Origin of the sequence: Hungatella hominis, from assembly GCF_014288005.1 — a bacterium.
GTDB lineage: Bacteria > Bacillota > Clostridia > Lachnospirales > Lachnospiraceae > Hungatella > Hungatella effluvii.
The window spans coordinates 22,125-41,446 of sequence record NZ_JACOPB010000016.1; the positions used below are offsets into that span (position 1 = coordinate 22,125).

The following is a 19,322-nucleotide window of genomic DNA, read 5'->3' on the forward strand; positions in this document are numbered from 1 at the left end:
AACGGAGGTGCCTTTAGTGGGGAGCATCATTGAACTGAAGGGGATTACAAAACGGTTCCCGGGAATCGTTGCCAATGATCATATATCGATCAGCTTTGAAGAGGGAGAGATCCATACGCTCGCCGGAGAAAACGGAGCGGGAAAATCAACGCTGATGAACATCCTATACGGGCTGTACCAGCCCGATGAAGGGGAACTGCTGATCCGTGGGGAACCGGTTAAATTCAGCAATTCCAAGGATTCCATCAGACATAAGATCGGAATGGTTCATCAGCATTTCATGCTGATCCCAAAACTGACGGTGACGGAGAATATCATCGTCGGACAGGAGATCGGAACGGCCTTGAAGGTGGACCGGAAAAAGGCCGGTGAGACGATCGGCGCGCTGTCAGAGCAGTATGGACTGAAGATCGATCCGGGCAAGAAGGTGGCGGATTTATCCGTTACGGAACAGCAGCGTGTGGAGATTTTAAAGGTGCTCTACCGGGAAGCGGAAATCCTCATTTTCGATGAGCCGACAGCGGTGCTCACACCGCAGGAGATCGATGAATTCTGCGACATCCTGCTGAAACTGAAGGAAAAAGGAAAGACCATAATCTTCATCAGCCATAAGCTGGCGGAGGTGATGAAGATATCCGACCGGATCACCGTGATCCGGCTGGGAAAAGTCGTAGGAACCGTGGAAAAAAAGGAGACTGATTCGGCCGAGCTGACCAGAATGATGGTGGGGCGTGATGTAAACCTTGGAAGGCGCAGCCGACGCCAGTTTGAGAAGGCGGAAAACATCCTGGAGGTGAGGGATGTCAGCTATACGGTCGACAAAACAATTAAGAAACTGAAATCAATCAATCTGGAGCTGAGAAAGGGCGAGGTTCTCGGGATTGCAGGCGTGGATGGCAACGGCCAGGAGGAACTGGTAAATGTCATATGCGGGAAGCTGTTGCCCGACAGCGGAAGCGTTGTGATGAATGGGAAAGACATCACAAAGGACAAAATCCGGGACAGAAAGGACCACGGACTGGGGCTGATCCCGGAGGACAGGCACAGGGACGGTCTGGTTCTGGAATACAGCATTGCCAACAATCTGATTTTGGGCCTGCAGTACCATGAAACGTTTGCGAAAAATGGAATCTGGCTGAATTTCAAGAAGATTCACGACACGGCGGAGGAAATGAAGGAGCAGTTCGATATCCGCTGCGCCAGTGTCGATGTAAACGCCGGTACGCTGTCCGGAGGCAACCAGCAGAAGATCATCATTGCAAGGGAGGCCTCCAGGGATCCGGATGTGCTGATTGCGGTCCAGCCCACCCGCGGCCTGGACGTGGGTGCCATGGAATTCGTTCAGAAAACACTGCTGGAGCAGCGGGATAAGGGAAAAGGCGTGCTTCTTTTCTCGCTGGAACTGGACGAGATTCTTTCGGTCAGCGACAGGATTGCGGTTATCTTCAAGGGGGAGATCATCGACGTTGTGGACGCACAGAGCGTGACGCGCCAGGAATTGGGAATGATGATGCTCGGATCCGTAAAAGGAAAAGGAGGTGCAGAAGTTGGGACAGCAGGTTAAAACAGGAAAACAGATGCCGGCAAAGTTTCGGGAGGTAGGCCTTAATTTTCTGATCTCCTTGATTGCACTGGTTCTGGCAATTATAACAGGCGGAATTATCATCTGGCTGTTCGGCAACAATCCGTTCGAGGCGTATAAAGCGCTGATTCAGGGCGCCTTCGGCACACCGATGGCATTTACCCAGTCTCTGACGAAATCGGTTCCGCTTCTGCTCACGGGACTTGCGGTGGCTCTAGCCTATAAATGTACGGTATTCAACATTGGCGCCGAAGGACAGCTTCTTGTGGGAGCAATTGCGGCGGGCATTGCGGGAACCCTGTTTCCGATGCCGGGGATCCTAAATATTCCCTTCGTTCTGATCGTATCCATGCTGGCCGGCATGGTCTGGGCGTTTTTCCCGGCCCTCTTAAAGCAGAAGGCCAATGTCAACGTCGTAATCAGTACCATTATGTTCAACTATGTAGGCCAGTATCTGGTGCAGTACTTAATCCTGGGGCCGTTTAAGGCGGAGGGCGCTGCGTCGGCCACGAGACCGATTCAGGCCACAGCCATGCTTCCGAAGCTGCTGCCGTCGCCTTATGTGCTGAATCTGGGCATTGTGATCGCCCTGACAGCGGCAGTGGTCGTCTACTTCCTTTTAAACCGCACCTCATTGGGATATGAGATGTGTGCGGTGGGATTAAACAAAAATGCCTCCCTCACCAACGGTATTAACGTGGAGCGCAACATGTTCCTGGCCCTGCTGATGAGCGGCGCGTTAGCCGGTCTTGCCGGAGGAATTGAAGTAACAGGAACCATGGGAAAGGTCATCAACGGTTTCTCTGCAAACTATGGATTTAGTGGAATCCCGGTTGCCTTAATGGCGCGCAACAATCCATTTGCGATCATTCTCACGGCACTTTTAATGGGAAGCATGCGCAGCGGATCTCTGATGATGCAGTCCAGCGTAGGCGTCTCCAAAAACATGGTAGATATCATCCAGGGACTCGTAATCGTATTCCTGTGTGCGGAAAATGTGATTCGTTATTACATAAAGAAGGGGCGGGGAGGAAAATAATATGCTGAATTTCTTGATTTTTATGCTGGCTTCCACATTGCGAATGGGAACTCCGATCGCGCTTACCGCCCTGGGCGGGCTCACCTCAGAACGCTCCGGTGTTGTCAATATCGGTCTGGAAGGAATTATGCTGGCAAGCGCCTTCGGCGCGGTTCTGGGAAGCTATCTCACAGGGAATCCGTGGATCGGCGTGCTGACTGCCATACTGGTCGGTGTTTTAATCTCGGCGATACACTCGGTGATCTCCATTACCTGGGGCGGCAACCAGTCTGTCAGTTCCATGGCGCTGGTGCTGCTGGCAACCGGATTTTCCGGTGTGGGACTGAAGGCGGTCTTCGGGCAGCAGGGCAGCTCTCCGCAGGTTCCGAGCCTGGAGCATACGCCGATTCTTTCGTCGATTCCGGTGGTGGGAGGATTTTTATCCGATTTGTCCCCCTTCGTGTATATTGCGTTTCTGGCACTGATTCTGATTCACTGTATGTTTAAATACACCCCCCTCGGACTTCGGATCATCACTGTGGGTGAGAACCCGAAGGCAGCCGAGACGGCCGGCTTATCCGTTCACAAGATCCGGTATTTCTCCGTGATCCTGTCCGGTGTGCTGGGCGGGCTGGGAGGCGCGTTTCTCTCCCTCGGACAGATGAATTTATTCCAGGAGGGAATGGTGGCAGGCCGTGGTTATCTGGCTCTGGGAGCCGTTACTATGGGACGCTGGTCGCCGATCGGGGCCTTTGCCTCGTCCATGTTCTTCGGACTGTTCAGCGCGATTCAGCTCTACGTGCAGACAATCCCGGGAAATCCGGTGCCCAGTGAGTTTATCCAGATGATTCCGTATCTGGCCAGCCTTTTGGTTCTTGCCGTCAGCTTAAAGAAGAACAGCAGCGCAATGGGAATCGCTGCCAGCGGCAAGCCATACACCAAGTTCGTCCAGCAGCGGTAGCAAAAGTATTTATCAAAAAGACAAGGAGAATATGTTAAAATGTCACAAAAACCCAATATCATATTTATACAGAATGACCATCAGGCATATTACCATTGGGAATGGGAAAACGGTCCGGTACCGATGCGTCCGAACTTCATGAAGCTGGCTGCCGAGGGCGCCTGTTTCACTCATTCCTACTGTGCGACACCGCTGTGCGGCCCGACGAGGCGTACCATGCTGACGGGCCTGTTTGCCCATACCCACAAGCAGTATCACAACTATACGGACCCGCCATACGATCACGAGGTTTATCTCGATACGCTGGCGGAAGCGGGATACGACAATTACTATTTCGGCAAATGGCATGCAGGTCCAGGCGCGGCGAATGAACATCACTGCAGCGGATTCTCCAGAACCGATTACAGCAACCCTTATATTCAGCCGGAGTATAAGGAATATTTAAAGCGGTACAACTTACCGCAGGCGCTCCATCACATCGACCGTTACTTCGATATTCCTGAGATCAGCAGCCGCGGCGACTGGGCGGAATGCGCAGATGACGTGGATTACCAGTGCAAGGCCAACTGGTGCGGCGAGCACGCGGTGGGAAGCACACTCACTCCAAAGGAAACCCATGAGTCCTTCTTCCTGGCCACGCTGGCCTGCGAGCAGCTGGAAAAGCTGGCAAAGTCGGAGAGTGACCAGCCATTTTCCTTACGAGTGGATTTCTGGGGACCTCACCAGCCTCATTTCCCGACGCAGGAATTCCTAGATCTGTATCCGAAGGAAGATTTCGTTCTGCCGGAGTACGGCAGCTACCGGAACCGCCTTCAGGGAAAACCGGGCGCTTATCACCGGGAGAGAAGTTCACCATTCGGAAAAGATGACCAGTTAATCATTCCAAGCGCCGTAAAGTGGGATGAATGGACGGAGATTATCCGCCATGCCTTTGCACACATCACCATGCTGGATGCGGCAGGCGGTATGATCGTCGACAAGCTAAAGGAGCTGGGCCTGGATAAGAATACGATGATCATCTGGACAACGGATCACGGCGATGCGCTGGCCAGCCAGGGCGGCCACTTTGACAAGGGCTCCTATATGTCCGAGGAAGTCATGAGAATCCCCTGTGCGATTAAATGGGACGGCGTGATTCCGGCAGGCCAGGTTCGGGATGAACTGATCAGCACCATAGATTATCCGGTTACAATTCTCGACGCGGCAGGAACCGCCTTTACAAAGAATAAAGTACACGGCAGAAGCCTTTTGCCTCTGCTTACCGGAAAGACGGACCAGTGGGATGACGACCTGATGGCAGAGACCTTTGGCCACGGGTACGGAGAAGATATCAACAGCAGAATGCTGGTTCACGGCGACTACAAGCTCATCGCCAATAAGGAAAGCCTTGCGGAACTCTACAATCTGAGGACAGATCCGTTCGAGTTACATAATCTGTATGAAGATCCGGCCTTTGCCGATGTGAGGGCCGATTTGGAAAACAGGCTCCGCGTATGGCAGAAACGGACTGATGATCCGGTGGAGGTACTGTAGAAATGGATGAAAAAATCACGCAGATGCTGATTGAAGAGGCGGCGGAGGCCAGAAAACAGTCCTTTTCCCCCTTTTCCGGATTTGCCGTGGGAGCGGCGCTTATGACGGCAGAGGGGGCGGTCTACCGAGGCTGCAATATCGAGTGCAGCGGTCTGACTGCCAGCAACTGTGCGGAGCGCACCGCGTTTTTCAAAGCGGTCAGCGAGGGAGAACGGAATTTTAAGGCGATCGCCATAGTGGGCGGTCCCAGTGACAGGGATGTGGAAAGCCTGTGCTATCCATGCGGAATCTGCCGCCAGGTAATGGCGCAGTTCTGCGATCTGGATTCGTTCCGGATTATCGTTGCGGCAGACCGCACCCATTGGGAGGAGTGTACGTTAAGGGAGCTTCTCCCCCGGGCGTTCCGGAGACACTGTATGGCGGAAGGGAGCGAAGAATCATGAGAATGTATGATGTTATTATGAAGAAACGGGATGGAGGAGTCCTGACCGATGAGGAGATTGGGTACTTCGTAAATGGGTATACAGAGGGAGAGATACCGGATTACCAGGCATCCGCCCTGCTGATGGCCATCTATTTTCAGGGGATGAACGAGCATGAGACCGCTTGTTTGACTGGCTGTATGGCGGCATCCGGCGATGAGATCGATCTGTCACCCATTCCCGGAATCAAGGTGGATAAACACTCCACCGGCGGCGTGGGAGACAAGACCACCATGGTGATCGGGCCTGTGGCGGCTGCCTGCGGCGTTCCTGTGGCGAAGCTTTCCGGCAGAGGACTGGGACACACGGGCGGTACTCTGGATAAGCTGGAGGCCATACCGGGCCTCACAACGTCTCTGGACCAATCGAAATTCTTCGATATGGTGAAAGAGATCGGTATCGCCGTGGCCGGACAGACGGGGAACCTGGCGCCGGCGGATAAGAAGCTGTATGCGCTCCGGGACGTAACTGCCACGGTGGATAATATTTCCCTGATTGCGGCCAGCATCATGTCCAAGAAGATCGCCTCCGGTTCCGACCGCATTCTTCTGGATGTGAAGACGGGAAGCGGCGCATTTATGAAGACGCTGGACGATTCCATCGTGCTGGCCAGGGAGATGGTGGATATCGGCACGAACGTGGGACGGGAAGTCGTCGCCCTGGTCACCGATATGGACCGTCCTCTGGGCAGAAATATCGGAAATGCTCTGGAGGTCATGGAGGCGGTTGCCACACTGAAGGGCCATGGCCCTGAGGACTTCACGCAGATTTGTCTCGCCCTGTCGTCCAACATGCTGTATCTTGCCGAGATGGGAACCATGGAAGCGTGCACCGCCATGGCGAAAGAGGCGATTAAGTCCGGAAAGGCATTCGAGAAATTCTGCCAGATGGTGGAGGCTCAGGGCGGAGACGCTTCCTATGTGAGAAAGCCTGAGAAATTTACTGTCTCGCCGGTGGAATATGAACTGAAAGCAGAAAAAAGCGGCTATATTACCGCCATGGATACGGAGAAGATCGGGATGGCGGCCGTGGAGCTGGGGGCCGGCAGAAGAAAGAAGGAAGACTCCATCGATTACGGTGCAGGCATTATTCTGAATGCGAAGATCGGTGACCGTGTGGAAAACGGACAGACGATTGCCACGCTGTATACCTCGGCGGTAAGCCTCTTATCGGGAGCCATCAGCTTGTTAAAAGAGGCGGTCGTGATCGGAAAAGAGCAGCCGGAAGCGGAAAAACTGATCTATGCGAGAATCACAAAAGACGGCGTGGAACGATATTAGAGAGAGAGGATAGAATAACTATGACATATGCTGAGATGCTTCATTGCGTGGACCATACCCTGTTAAAGGCCTGTGCTTCATGGGAGGAGATATGCAGACTGTGTGACGAGGCGGTCGAATACAAGACGGCATCCATCTGCGTGCCGCCCTGCTATATTAAGAGAATCCGTGAGAGGTATCCCGACCTGACGATCTGTACGGTTGTCGGCTTCCCTCTGGGATACAGCGTGACGGCGGCCAAGGTCTGTGAAGTGAAAGAGGCTCTGGCGGACGGCGCGGATGAGATCGATATGGTGATCAATTTGACCGACGTGAAGAACGGAGAGTATCAGAAGGTTGAGGACGAGATCAGAGCCTTGAAGGAGGTCACAGGCGACCGTATTTTAAAGGTTATTATCGAGACGTGTTATCTCACGGAGGAAGAAAAGACTGCCATGTGCCGCGCGGTGACCAATGCGGGGGCGGATTTTATCAAAACCTCCACCGGTTTCGGAACCGCAGGCGCCCTGCTCTCCGATATCGGGCTGTTTAAGGCAAATATCGGGGAGAATGTTAAAATCAAGGCTGCCGGCGGCGTCAGAACGCTGGAAGACTTAAAGAATTATGTGGAAGCGGGCTGCAGCCGCGTAGGTGCCAGCAGTGTGGTAAAGCAGGTGGCAGAGCTTCAGAAGTAAAAAGTGGATCGGTGGTTCCTGTAAGAAAGTCCGGACCTGGCGAACGCGCCTGTATTTGGCGCGAACGAAGGGGCCGGACTTTTCTGCGGCTCACCATATTCCCTCAGTCATAAAACGGAAGTATAACCTGAATTTATAATACACATTACTTTTATGTAGTTGACAAATAGAAGCAAGGTTGTTATCATTAAAATTACTATACAAAAAGGCGGGGATATGAATGGAAAGAATCGTATTATCGTTGCTGGTTGACAATACTTCCGGTGTTTTGAGCCGTGTGGCAGGGCTGTTCAGCCGCCGTGGCTACAACATTGAAAGCCTTACCGTGGGTGTTACCGCGGATGAGAGATATTCCAGAATGACAGTGGTTTCCATCGGAGACCAGGAAATTTTGGACCAGATCGAGAAACAGCTTCGCAAGCTGGAGGATGTGCGCGACATTAAGGAATTGAAGCCGGGTCATTCCGTATACAGGGAGCTGATCTTAGTCAAGGTCCGGGCCAATGCCAGTGAAAGGCAGGCGGTCAGCGCTATCGCGGATATTTTCCGTGCCACCATCGTCGATGTCGGCAAAGATTCTCTGACAGTTATGCTGACGGGCGACCAGTCAAAGCTGGACGCGCTCATCAATCTGCTGGAAGATTATGAGATACTGGAGCTGGCGAGAACCGGTCTTACGGGTCTCTCAAGAGGGTCTGATGACGTCCGTTACTTACCATAGTTTTATGAAGTTAGCTAGAGGTATTGCCAAAGGCGGACAGAGAGTCGTCGGCATAGTTCCTTTAACAATAATAATATGAATACATATATGAGGAGGAAATAAAAAGATGGCAAAGATTTATTATCAGGAAGACTGTAACTTATCCTTATTAGAGGGAAAGACCATTGCAGTCATCGGATACGGCAGCCAGGGACATGCACACGCATTGAATTTAAAGGAATCCGGCTGTGACGTAATTGTAGGACTTTATGAGGGCAGCAAGTCATGGGCAAAGGCAGAGGCACAGGGCTTAACCGTTTATACAGCAGCAGAGGCAGCAAAGAAAGCCGATATCATCATGATCTTAATCAACGATGAGAAGCAGGCAGCCATGTACAAGGAATCTGTAGAACCGAATCTGGAAGAGGGCAACATGCTGATGTTTGCACACGGCTTCGCGATCCATTTCGGACAGATCGTACCTCCGAAGAATGTAGATGTTACCATGATCGCTCCGAAGGCGCCTGGCCACACCGTAAGAAATGAGTATGTGGTTGGCAGAGGAACACCGTGTCTCGTAGCGGTTCATCAGGATTATACAGGCAAGGCAAAAGATATGGCACTGGCTTACGCGCTGGCATTAGGCGGAGCAAGAGCAGGCGTTTTAGAGACAACCTTCAAGGTAGAGACAGAGACAGACCTTTTCGGCGAGCAGGCTGTATTATGCGGCGGTGTATGTGCACTGATGAAGGCTGGCTTCGAGACTCTGGTAGAGGCTGGATATGCGCCTGAGAACGCTTATTTCGAGTGTATCCATGAGATGAAGCTGATCGTAGACTTAATCTTCGAGAGCGGATTCGCTGGAATGAGATATTCCATCTCTAATACGGCTGAGTACGGCGATTACATCACCGGACCGAAGATCGTAACAGACGAGACTAAGAAGGCGATGAAGCAGATCCTGACAGATATCCAGGATGGTTCCTTTGCTAAGGACTGGCTGCTTGAGAACCAGGTGGGCTGTTCTCACTTCAACGCGATGAGAAGAAAAGAAGCGGAGCATCCGGCTGAGAAGGTTGGTGCTGAACTGAGAAAGCTTTACAGCTGGAATGACGGCGGCAAGCTGATCGATAACTAATTAGAATACGCGGGAGATGGAAGGTAACTGCCATCTCCCGCCTTTTTTTATTTCACAGGAAAGTTCGTCCTATGAAATAAAAACCCTCCGGGGGACAGCGTGCCCCGTTTTATCGGGCATGCGCACTCCGTGCTAAAGAAATATGGCCGCTGAAGCGACCGCGCTCCGGCGCGAGAGTCCGGCGAGCCGGACTATCTTGTATGGCGAATCGTAAGTATGTCTAAGGAGGCTGTGTGATGAAACATTTGGGAACGAAGAGAGTAGAGACAGAGAGGCTGATATTAAGACGGTTTACAATGGATGACGCGGATGCAATGTTCCGCAACTGGGCCAATGACCCGGAGGTAACGAAGTATCTGACATGGCCGGCTCACCCATCGGTGGAGGTTTCAAGAATGGTGCTGGAAAGCTGGGTGTCCCAATACGATGACAACGCAGTTTACCAGTGGGCGATTGTGCCCAGGGACATCGGTGAGCCGGTCGGAAGCATCGGCGTCGTCCATGGCAGGGATGAGATCGCAATGGTGCACATCGGCTACTGCATCGGGAAAAAATGGTGGCAGCAGGGGATCACATCGGAGGCGCTGGCCGCCCTGATCCGATTTTTCTTTGAGGAAGCCGGAATGAACCGGGTAGAGTCCCGCCACGATCCTCATAATCCCAATTCGGGCCGCGTGATGAAAAAGTGCGGAATGAAATATGAAGGGACCATGAGGCAGGCGGATATCAATAACCAGGGAATCTGTGATTTCTCTGAATACGGGATTCTGGCCGAAGACTATTTCGGCGGAAAGCAGGCAGAGAAATAGAGCGAACCACAGACAGTACGAGGGAATGGGGCCGGGCTATGCTTCTATCACAGAGATTCGTTCTCTGATATGGCTTCCGTTTACGGCCTCTTCGATCATGGCGGAAGCATAGTCCGCGTAGCTGATCACGCTTTCCCCCTTCGCATTCAGGAAAAGTTCTTCCCCGCCAAACAGATATTTTCCAGTCTCCCCGCCGTCCGCGCGGAAGTCACAGGCAGGACTCAAATAGGTCCATCTGACATCCCCACGTTTCCGGAGTTCATCGAGGGCCTGCCCCATGCTGCCCGCCAGAGGTACGAAGGCCTCGGGAAAGCCGGGTCCATCCATGACTTGCGCCGTATGATCGGGGGTGACGTAAAGGCTGCCGGCTCCGCCGACGACCAGCAGACGGGTCCAGGTACCGCTCAAAAGATCACATAGATGCTTTAAGGACGAGCTGTGCTGCGGCAGTGTTTCCGGAGTCCATGCACCGAAGGCGTCAATAACCGCGTCGAAGCCCGCCAGATCTTCCGGAACCAGGGAGAATAAGTCTTTCTGTATAACGTTTTGGGCCGAGCTTCTGTTTTCCTCTCGGACAACTGCGGTGACCTCGATCCCGCGTTCCACCGCTTTTTCAACAATCAGCCTTCCTGCTTTTCCGTTTGCACATACTACAGCCATTTTCATAGATTTCATTGATAAGATCCTCCTTAAAATGTAATTGGACTTGTTTTTTGGTGTTTATAGAATTATAATAGGACTGTACAGCAGAAATGTAAAGTAAGCACTTTTTTGTGCTATAGGTACCTAAAAGAAACTATGAATGAGTAGCCAAACAAAGCTGGAAATGGAGGAAACAATGGAAAAGACATTGCCGGCATGTCCGGTTGAGACGACGCTGATGCTGATCAGCGACAGATGGAAAGTGCTGATTATCCGAGATTTATTAGACGGTACGAAGCGTTTTGGGGAACTGAAAAAATCCATCGGTTCTATTTCCCAGAAGGTGCTGACCTCCAATCTGCGGGAGATGGAGGCGGATGGACTGGTGAACAGAAAGGTCTACGCGGAGGTGCCTCCCAGAGTGGAGTATACACTTACGGATACAGGCTACAGTCTGAAGCCTATTCTGGACGCGATGGTTGAGTGGGGGATGGAGTATAAGAGAAAGCTGAACTGAGTATAAAGATATGAAAAAAAGAGAAAATAGAGAAATAGAGAAATAGAGAAATAAGAAGGGACCGCCTGGGACAACAGATAACTGCCGTCTCCATGCGGTCCGAATTATGCAGATTTCGCAATATCCGGTTACGAGATCGGAAAACTGTCACAGAAGGATAAGAAATCCTCTAACGCTCTGGAAGTCCCCCCTGGATTATAGGCGAAGCCGATGGTACGCTTTTTGATCGGCCATTTCATGGGAATCGTGACCAGTGTCTTCTTGCCCAGCTCTTCCTGAACGAACTCCCGGATCACACAGCCGATTCCGAGGCCAATCTTGGCGAACTCGATCAGAATATCCATGGTGTTTACCTCCAGCACCTGGCCGAGGACGATCTGATGCTCGCTTAAGTATTCATCGATGTATTTTCTTGTCATGTTGTTCCGGTCCAGAAGCAGGATGTTGCCGGTCTGGAAGATATCTGTATTCCTGCCTTCCCGCAGGTATAAGTTGTCCAGATACGGCTTTGTGGATACGAAGATATCCTGAATGTTCATCACCGGGACGAAGATCAGCGGTTTCCTGCTGGACGGTTCGGCGATAAGCCCCAGATCGATGTGCTGCTGTTCCAGCATGGCGATGGTGTGGGTGGTGGACTGGCTCTCGATGGTGATCTTCACATGAGGATACTTTTCGATGAAGCCCTTTAAGTAAGGGAGCAGGATATACTTGCAGAGTGTGTTGCTCACTCCGATGCGCAGATGGCCGATATTAAAGTCCTTGATCCGCTTCAACTCATTTTCTCCACGGCTCAGTGCCTCGAAGGCGGATTCCGTATGGTGAAAGAGCAGTTCCCCCTCGCTGGTCAGCTGAACGCCTCTGGAATTCCGAGTGAAGAGGGAGACACCTAAACTGTCCTCCAGCTTGCTGATGGATTTACTGATGGCGGGCTGACTGATGTAAAGCTCCTTGGCGGCCTTGGAGATGTTTCCGGCCTTTGCCACTTCGTAGAAAATCTTATATTGCGAAAGGTTTTGTTCCATATATGCCTCTTTTCCTGGTATCCATTCCGGTTGGCTCTCTGCCTCGCGCGGCGCGCTCTGGTCCGTCTCCGTCCAGCCGGAACGGTATAACTGACTATTATATTAAGTATTCATATTATGTATTTCTATTATATCAATAAGTATGTTAGAATGTAAAGCAGAAAATGAGAACAGGGTTTGAAGGAGGATATAGATTATGGGAATGACAATGACCCAGAAAATTTTAGCGGCTCATGCGGGGCTTTCGGACGTGAAGGCCGGACAGTTGATTGAGGCGGATTTGGATCTCGTATTGGGGAATGATATCACCTCTCCGGTGGCTATCAACGAGATGAAAAAATTCGACACAGAGACAGTTTTCGACAAGGATAAGATCGCTCTGGTTATGGACCATTTTATCCCGAACAAGGACATTAAATCAGCGGAAAACTGCAAGTGCTGCCGTGACTTTGCATGCAGACATGAGATCAGCAATTACTTTGACGTGGGACAGATGGGAATTGAGCACGCGCTGCTTCCGGAAAAAGGACTTGTGGTAGCCGGTGATGCAGTGATCGGCGCCGACTCACATACGTGTACATACGGCGCGCTTGGTGCATTTTCCACTGGTGTGGGAAGTACGGACATGGCGGCCGGTATGGTGACGGGAAAAGCATGGTTTAAGGTACCATCCGCGCTGAAATTCGAGCTGGTTGGCAAACCCGGCGGCTGGGTCAGCGGAAAAGACGTCATTTTACATATTATCGGCATGATTGGCGTGGATGGCGCTCTCTATAAATCCATGGAATTCACCGGCGAGGGAATTAAGAACTTAACCATGGATGACCGCTTTACCATCTGTAACATGGCCATCGAGGCGGGCGGAAAGAACGGCATTTTCCCTGTGGACGACCTGGCGGTTCAGTACATGAAGGAGCACTCCAAACGGGAGTTCACCGTGTATGAGGCCGATTCCGATGCAGAGTATGACGAGGTCTACACCATCGATTTATCGGAATTGAAACCGACAGTGGCGTTCCCGCACCTTCCGGAGAATACAAAGACCATCGGTTCCTTCGGTGATATCATGGTGGATCAGTCGGTGATCGGTTCCTGTACCAACGGGCGGATCGACGATATGAGAATCGCTGCAAAGGTGATGAAGGGCAGAAAAGTGGCGAAAAATGTCCGCTGTATCGTAATTCCTGCAACACAGGAGATCTACCTGCAGGCCATGAGAGAGGGACTTCTGGAGATCTTTATCGAGGCGGGAGCGATCGTGAGCACACCGACCTGCGGACCGTGTCTGGGTGGTTACATGGGAATTCTGGCTGCAGGAGAACGCTGTATCTCCACAACGAACAGGAATTTTGTAGGCCGTATGGGCCATGTGGATTCTGAAGTGTATCTGGCAAGCCCGGCGATCGCGGCGGCCAGCGCCATCACTGGAAAGATTTCAGCGCCGGAAGAACTCGGCTTATAAGGAAAAAGGAGGACAGATTAATGAAAGCGACAGGTTCCGTTTTTAAATATGGGGACAATGTGGACACGGATGTCATCATTCCGGCCAGATATTTAAATATTACAGATGGATATGAACTTGCCAAACACTGTATGGAAGATATAGACAGGGATTTTGTGAAAAATGTAAAAAAAGGCGATATTATCGTAGCGAATAAGAATTTTGGCTGCGGCTCCTCCAGAGAGCATGCGCCGCTCGTAATCAAGTGCGCAGGGGTCAGCTGTGTCATAGCGGAGACTTTTGCAAGAATTTTTTACCGCAACGCCATTAATATCGGCCTGCCGATTATCGAATGCCCGGAGGCTGCTAAGGCCATCACTGCGGGTGACGAGGTGGAAGTCGATTTTGACAGCGGTATCATTACGAATAAGACGACGGGACAGTCCTATGAGGGCCAGGCATTCCCGCCGTTTATGCAGAAGATTATTTCTGCAGGGGGATTGATTCCATATATAAATCAGAAGTAGGGTACCGGAGGAGCCCGGATATACCAGAGACAGCATTCTGGCATATCCGGGCTTCTTTTTCATGATTTGCTTACTGCAGGCAGAATCTGCAGAGCGCGCTGCCCGTCACGAAGCGGGCTGAAATAATTTTTCCTATACACGGTGCGCAGGCAGTGCTATATTATATAGAAGAAACACATCAAAAACTGTCGAAAGGGAGGATATGCCGTATGACAATTCAATTTGCCGCGGAGGAAGACACAGGGCTGATCCTGCGATTTATAAAGGAACTTGCCGATTATGAAGGAATGCTTTCCGAAGTGGAGGCGACAGAAGAGCTGCTGCGGGAATGGATTTTCGAAAAGAAAAAGGCTGAGGTGCTGATTGGGAAGGAGGGTGGAGAACCGGTGGGATTTGCCCTGTTTTTCCATAACTTTTCCACATTTCTGGGCAGAGCCGGAATTTACCTGGAGGACCTTTACGTCAGACCGGAATACCGGGGAAAGGGCTGCGGAACCGCGTTCTTGAAGCGCCTGGCAGAGATCGCTGTGGAGCGGGGCTGCGGGCGCCTGGAGTGGTGGTGCCTCGACTGGAATAAACCGAGTATTGAATTCTACCGCGCCATGGGAGCCGTTCCCATGGACGACTGGACGGTTTACCGGATCGCCGGCGATCAGCTGAAGAAGCTTTCCGGACATGCCGGAGATTCAGAAAGGAGTGAATCAGATGGTGAAGACGAACGCCATGCGTATGCTGGACAAGGCGAAAATTGAATACAGAACAAAAGAGTACGAGGTGGATGAGAATGACTTATCGGGAAGCCACGCCGCGGACATGATGGGAGTGGATCACGGAAGCGTGTTTAAGACTCTGGTGCTGAAAGGGGAGAAGATGGGCTATTTGGTCTGCTGCATCCCTGTGGATGCGGAGCTGGATTTAAAGAAGACGGCCAGGGCGGCAGGCGATAAGAAGGTGGAAATGATCCACATGAAGGACCTTCTGGCCGTTACGGGATACATCAGAGGGGGATGTTCTCCCATTGGGATGAAGAAGCAATTCCCCACTTTTGTCGAAGAAAGTGCTGTTTTGTATGATGAGATCGCCATAAGCGCCGGATTAAGAGGCCAGCAGATCCTGATTTCCCCACAAACCCTGGTAACCTTCATCCGGGGAAAATTTGCTTCCCTGACGTTTAAATAGTTTACATAAAATAAAAACGCAAAAAAACACAAAATTTGCAACTTTAAATAAGTAACAGAAATGTAACAGATTTGTAAAAATTAAATAATAAATATAGATAAAAATATAGCTTACAACAAGCTTTTAAATGTAATATATATACAAAAAATATAAAAAGACCAGAAAACGCTCAAGGAAAATATCACAAAGATGTTAAATAAGTATTGACTTTGTTGACAAGACTCCTCTATAATACGCTCGTCACCCGGAAATGGCTGCAAAAGTCTGCGGCTTAGATGTATGAGAGAAAAGAAAGAGGAGTATGTATGCTGACATTGCGCTCAATTCTTCAGCATATCTGTCAGTTCTTTCGGGGACTGGCGGTGAAGGCCACAAAAAGGATGTATCGATCGTCGGCTGTCTTTATGGCAGGCGCTGCGGTGATCACCGTTGTGGCATTTACCTCGACCGGTTTCGGCAGCGGAGGAAAGAACGCCCTGACGGCGTTTGCGGAGACTCCGGGGCAGGAGACGGCGGCAGAAGAGGAAGATGCAGAAGAAGAGGAACCTGTTACGGAAGCAAAAGTACAAGTCCAACTTACCGAAATAAAGAAGCAGGGACAACTGTTAGCCGGTAATCTATTGGAAAAAGAAGTACAGCAGAAGCAGGAAATCCAACAGGAATCAAAAGAAGAGCTCGAACGTATCAATGAACAGATTGTCATGGATGCTAAGATAAAGGCGCTGGAGGCAGAAGAAAATGCCCGCCAGAAAGCTTTGGAAGAAGAAAGACGCAGGGAAGAAGAGAAGAAAGCGGCAAGCCGGAAGGCGGTTTCAGATGACGATTATCAGGTTCTGCTGCGGATCGTTCAGGCAGAAGCCGGAGTCTGTGACGAGAAGGGAAAGATTCTTGTGGCCAATGTGGTGCTGAACCGCGTGAAGAGCCAGGAGTTCCCGGATTCAGTTAGAAGCGTTGTCTATGAGCCTTCTCAGTTTTCACCGGTATCAGACGGTTCCATCAATTCCGTGAAGGTGACGGAGGAGACGAGGGAATGCGTGAACCGGGCGCTGGAAGGGGAGGACTATTCCGACGGGGCGTTATACTTCATGAACCGGAGAGGTTCCAGGAGCGGAGCTGTGAGCTGGTTTGATTCCCATTTAACGTATCTGTTCCGCCATCAAAATCATGAGTTTTTTAAATAAAAACATTGTAGAATATTCTGCTTTAGGTGTATAATATAGCTAAGAAATTTTATACATAAAGGAGAACAGGGCTATGATTTTTGACTCAGCGAAGAATCTTGATTTTTACAGAGGGCTTGGAATTGAAGGCAGATACGGCAAGGCAGTTGATTTCCTTCAGAATACCGATTTAGAGAACCTGGCACCGGGGAAATACGAAATTGATGGCAAGAACGTCTATGCGAATGTAACCGAATACACCACGATTCCGTGGGAAGAAGCGAAGTATGAATCGCACCATGATTACACGGACATCCAGTACATGATCACGGGTACTGAGACCATGACTTATGCACCGGTGGACGCACTGAATGTGACAGTACCGTATAACGAAGAAAAAGACTGTGTTTTATATGACAACGCAAATCCTGGATTAAAGGTAGTTGTCGGAGCAGGTGAATATATGATCTTTAATCCGTGGGATGGCCATAAGCCGAAAGCAGCAGACGGCGAGCCGGCCCCGATTAAGAAGGTAATTGTGAAAATTAAGGAAAATTAATGAGATATCTCATAACGGAGCGTTCCTTTCGCGGGAGCGCTCTTTTTTTGGTTTCATAGAGAAGTTCGTCCTATGAAACCAAAACCCTCCGGGGGAGGTGCACTCCGCGCTAAGGAAATTTGGCTGCTGAAGCAACCGCGCTCCGGCGCACGAGTCCGGCTTGCCGGACTCGTTGTGTGAAGGGAGGTTTTTGTTTCCGTAACCGTTCCAGCGAAAAATTCCCCCTGAATCAAAAAAATGTGGAGTTTTTCCCGGGCCATTTTCCAACTATAATGAAATTACAAAGAATTGAAACAGAGGAAAAATGAGGAAAATATAAAGGGGTGGAACCATGAAAAAGAAACGGCTGACATACAGTAACTTTTACTTTTACCTATTGCTCCTTGCGCCGATTCTGGCTGTCTATATCCTGTTTTTTGTTATTCCTGTGGTATCCAGCATGTTTTTCAGCCTGACGAATTTTAATGGAATCAGCCTGAAATTCAAGTGGGTGGGATTTAACAATTACGATGTGGCGTTTCATGACAAGGTGTTTAAGAAGGCCATGGTCAACACCTTTCTGTTCGCCCTGGGAGCGACAGTATTACAGAATCTGTTCGCAATCGTGTTCGCAATGGCGCTGAACACGAAAATCAAGTCCAGAAACTTCCTGCGGATGCTGCTTTTTGCACCGTGTATGCTATCCCCCGTGGTAGTGGCATTTATCTGGCAGTTTATTTATATGCCGGACGGCATGCTGAACCACCTGCTGGGAACCGACATCACCTGGCTGGGAAACAGAAAGACAGCGCTGTCCTGTGTGGTGATCGCTCATGTGTGGATGTGGATCGGATATTCTTCCACCATTTACATGTCCAACTTACAGAGTATATCGACGGATATTCTGGAAGCGGCGGCCATCGACGGAGCGGGGCCGTGGCAGAAATTTGGGAGCATCATCCTGCCGATGCTGGCTCCGGCCACCACCATCAATGTGACGCTTGCGTTTACCCAGTCCCTAAAGGTATTTGACATTGTCTACGCCATGACAGGCGGCGGACCGCTGAATTCCACGGAAACGGTGGGAACGTACGTGGTCGCCAATATGAACCGCGGCCTGCACGGCTACGCATCGGCTCAGACCGTACTTTTAACCATCGTGATAGTCCTGTTCGGGCAGGTTTTAATCGGAGTTCTGAAAAAACGAGAGGAGGCGATTTACTGATGAAAACCAGAAAGAAACCATTGCTTTTTCTGTTCGAACTGCTGATGATCGCCGCTTGCGTGCTGATGTTTTACCCGGTGATCATGATGGTTCTCGTGTCCCTGAAGGATGAGGCGTTGCTGGCGAGCGAGCCCTTAAGCCTGAAGACCAGCTTCGCCTTTAAAAACTATATAACTGCGGCGAAGGGAATGAAATACTGGAGGGCGCTGCTTAACTCTTCCGTATTGACGGTATTCAGCTCTTTGATCACCACGTTCTTTGGAGCCTGCGGGGCGTATGCCATTATGCGGGCGAGAAGAGGAAAGAAGCTCTTTCTCGTACTGAACGCGCTGTTTCTCATCGGTCTGGCGCTGCCGCAGCAGGTGGCCATGGTGCCTCTCGTCTTATGGATGCAGAAGCTTCACGTAGCCAATACGCTGTTCGGACTGATAATGGCGTTTATCGGAGCCAACGCGGCATACGGCGTGTTCTTTTTTTCCGGCTTTGTGAATACCGTACCCATCACCCTGGAGGAGGCGGCCTATATTGACGGAGCCAGCCCCTTTACGACATTTATCAGAATCGTGTATCCGCTGCTTAAACCACCCATGGTAACGCTTTTGATCGTGATCGCCTTAAGGGTCTGGAACAACTTTATGTATCCCCTGCTGCTGCTGCAGGGTCAGAATTCCAGGACGCTGCCACTTACGGTATTTTTCTTTAAGGGCGACTTATCGATCCAGTGGAATATTCTGTTTGCGGCGACAACTCTGGTGATCCTGCCGCTGATGATCGTCTATTTTATACTGCAGAAGCAGATCATTTCCGGCATGTTAAACGGGTCTGTGAAGGGTTGAATCAGTTAAATGCAATAGTAACAAAATCATATTAAGGAATAACAGGAGGAAGAAA

Annotated in this window: 21 protein-coding genes; 19 read left to right on the forward strand and 2 right to left on the reverse strand. The window is 50.6% G+C overall.

Annotated elements, in window-relative coordinates; genetic code table 11:
• Nucleotides 1-16 precede the first annotated feature (16 nt).
• The 10 genes from H8S75_RS24945 (at nucleotide 17) to H8S75_RS24990 (ending at nucleotide 10,177) form a co-directional block, all read left to right on the forward strand.
• Nucleotides 17-1,564: an ABC transporter ATP-binding protein gene (locus tag H8S75_RS24945; RefSeq protein ID WP_187023842.1), complete on the forward strand. Its 1,548-nt coding sequence runs from the start codon at nucleotides 17-19 to the stop codon at nucleotides 1,562-1,564.
• Nucleotides 1,539-2,621: an ABC transporter permease gene (locus tag H8S75_RS24950; RefSeq protein ID WP_349768981.1), complete on the forward strand. Its 1,083-nt coding sequence runs from the start codon at nucleotides 1,539-1,541 to the stop codon at nucleotides 2,619-2,621. Before H8S75_RS24945 ends, H8S75_RS24950 begins: the two co-directional genes overlap by 26 nt.
• A 1-nt stretch (nucleotide 2,622) precedes the next feature.
• Complete coding sequence (locus tag H8S75_RS24955; protein ID WP_187023843.1) at nucleotides 2,623-3,561, forward strand: ABC transporter permease; 939 nt, start codon at nucleotides 2,623-2,625, stop codon at nucleotides 3,559-3,561.
• 39 nt (nucleotides 3,562-3,600) lie between these two features.
• A complete protein-coding gene (locus H8S75_RS24960) occupies nucleotides 3,601-5,094 on the forward strand; it encodes a sulfatase-like hydrolase/transferase (protein ID WP_187023844.1) in 1,494 nt (497 codons plus the stop codon).
• Nucleotides 5,095-5,096: 2 nt separating this feature from the next.
• On the forward strand, nucleotides 5,097-5,537 hold the full coding sequence (locus H8S75_RS24965; protein WP_002603811.1) for a cytidine deaminase: 441 nt from the start codon (nucleotides 5,097-5,099) through the stop codon (nucleotides 5,535-5,537).
• The gene (locus H8S75_RS24970) at nucleotides 5,534-6,856 is read left to right on the forward strand and encodes a pyrimidine-nucleoside phosphorylase (protein WP_187023845.1); all 1,323 of its coding nucleotides are present in this window, start codon (nucleotides 5,534-5,536) and stop codon (nucleotides 6,854-6,856) included. The genes H8S75_RS24965 and H8S75_RS24970 overlap by 4 nt, the downstream gene beginning before the upstream one ends.
• Before the next feature lie 20 nt (nucleotides 6,857-6,876).
• On the forward strand, nucleotides 6,877-7,530 hold the full coding sequence (gene deoC / locus H8S75_RS24975; protein WP_187023846.1) for a deoxyribose-phosphate aldolase: 654 nt from the start codon (nucleotides 6,877-6,879) through the stop codon (nucleotides 7,528-7,530).
• Between the two features lie 220 nt (nucleotides 7,531-7,750).
• Nucleotides 7,751-8,251 (forward strand): acetolactate synthase small subunit, encoded by a 501-nt coding sequence (ilvN, locus tag H8S75_RS24980; RefSeq protein ID WP_002603814.1) that lies wholly within the window; start codon nucleotides 7,751-7,753, stop codon nucleotides 8,249-8,251.
• 106 nt (nucleotides 8,252-8,357) lie between these two features.
• The gene (gene ilvC, locus H8S75_RS24985) at nucleotides 8,358-9,368 is read left to right on the forward strand and encodes a ketol-acid reductoisomerase (RefSeq protein WP_002603815.1); all 1,011 of its coding nucleotides are present in this window, start codon (nucleotides 8,358-8,360) and stop codon (nucleotides 9,366-9,368) included.
• A gap of 236 nt (nucleotides 9,369-9,604) precedes the next feature.
• The gene (locus tag H8S75_RS24990) at nucleotides 9,605-10,177 is read left to right on the forward strand and encodes a GNAT family N-acetyltransferase (protein ID WP_187023847.1); all 573 of its coding nucleotides are present in this window, start codon (nucleotides 9,605-9,607) and stop codon (nucleotides 10,175-10,177) included.
• 36 nt (nucleotides 10,178-10,213) lie between these two features.
• Here the strand turns inward: H8S75_RS24990 and H8S75_RS24995 are convergent, their stop codons facing one another.
• Nucleotides 10,214-10,852, reverse strand: a complete 639-nt coding sequence (locus H8S75_RS24995; RefSeq protein ID WP_349768982.1) for an SDR family oxidoreductase — start codon at nucleotides 10,850-10,852, stop codon at nucleotides 10,214-10,216.
• 163 nt (nucleotides 10,853-11,015) lie between these two features.
• Here H8S75_RS24995 and H8S75_RS25000 point away from each other — a divergent pair, with 163 nt between their 5' ends.
• Nucleotides 11,016-11,336, forward strand: a complete 321-nt coding sequence (locus tag H8S75_RS25000) for a winged helix-turn-helix transcriptional regulator (RefSeq protein WP_002603817.1) — start codon at nucleotides 11,016-11,018, stop codon at nucleotides 11,334-11,336.
• 128 nt (nucleotides 11,337-11,464) lie between these two features.
• On the opposite strand, the gene H8S75_RS25005 is transcribed toward H8S75_RS25000, so the two are convergent.
• Nucleotides 11,465-12,361, reverse strand: coding sequence for a LysR family transcriptional regulator (locus H8S75_RS25005; RefSeq protein WP_187023848.1), 897 nt, complete (start codon nucleotides 12,359-12,361; stop codon nucleotides 11,465-11,467).
• A 196-nt stretch (nucleotides 12,362-12,557) separates the two neighbouring features.
• Between H8S75_RS25005 and leuC the strand changes: the two genes are divergently transcribed.
• The 8 genes from leuC (at nucleotide 12,558) to H8S75_RS25045 (ending at nucleotide 19,267) form a co-directional block, all read left to right on the forward strand.
• Entirely contained in the window at nucleotides 12,558-13,823 is a 1,266-nt protein-coding gene (gene leuC, locus H8S75_RS25010; protein WP_187023849.1) for a 3-isopropylmalate dehydratase large subunit, read from the forward strand.
• A 20-nt stretch (nucleotides 13,824-13,843) separates the two neighbouring features.
• The gene (leuD, locus tag H8S75_RS25015; protein ID WP_187023850.1) at nucleotides 13,844-14,329 is read left to right on the forward strand and encodes a 3-isopropylmalate dehydratase small subunit; all 486 of its coding nucleotides are present in this window, start codon (nucleotides 13,844-13,846) and stop codon (nucleotides 14,327-14,329) included.
• A gap of 209 nt (nucleotides 14,330-14,538) precedes the next feature.
• Nucleotides 14,539-15,081, forward strand: a complete 543-nt coding sequence (locus H8S75_RS25020) for a GNAT family N-acetyltransferase (RefSeq protein WP_110324260.1) — start codon at nucleotides 14,539-14,541, stop codon at nucleotides 15,079-15,081.
• Entirely contained in the window at nucleotides 15,035-15,508 is a 474-nt protein-coding gene (ybaK, locus tag H8S75_RS25025; protein ID WP_187023851.1) for a Cys-tRNA(Pro) deacylase, read from the forward strand. Before H8S75_RS25020 ends, ybaK begins: the two co-directional genes overlap by 47 nt.
• A 305-nt stretch (nucleotides 15,509-15,813) precedes the next feature.
• Nucleotides 15,814-16,689, forward strand: coding sequence for a cell wall hydrolase (locus tag H8S75_RS25030; protein ID WP_110324259.1), 876 nt, complete (start codon nucleotides 15,814-15,816; stop codon nucleotides 16,687-16,689).
• A 73-nt stretch (nucleotides 16,690-16,762) separates the two neighbouring features.
• Nucleotides 16,763-17,227, forward strand: a complete 465-nt coding sequence (locus H8S75_RS25035) for a NanQ anomerase/TabA/YiaL family protein (RefSeq protein ID WP_110324258.1) — start codon at nucleotides 16,763-16,765, stop codon at nucleotides 17,225-17,227.
• Nucleotides 17,228-17,558: 331 nt separating this feature from the next.
• Entirely contained in the window at nucleotides 17,559-18,431 is an 873-nt protein-coding gene (locus H8S75_RS25040; protein ID WP_110324257.1) for a carbohydrate ABC transporter permease, read from the forward strand.
• Complete coding sequence (locus H8S75_RS25045; RefSeq protein WP_187023852.1) at nucleotides 18,431-19,267, forward strand: carbohydrate ABC transporter permease; 837 nt, start codon at nucleotides 18,431-18,433, stop codon at nucleotides 19,265-19,267. Before H8S75_RS25040 ends, H8S75_RS25045 begins: the two co-directional genes overlap by 1 nt.
• The last annotated feature ends 55 nt before the right edge of the window (nucleotides 19,268-19,322 follow it).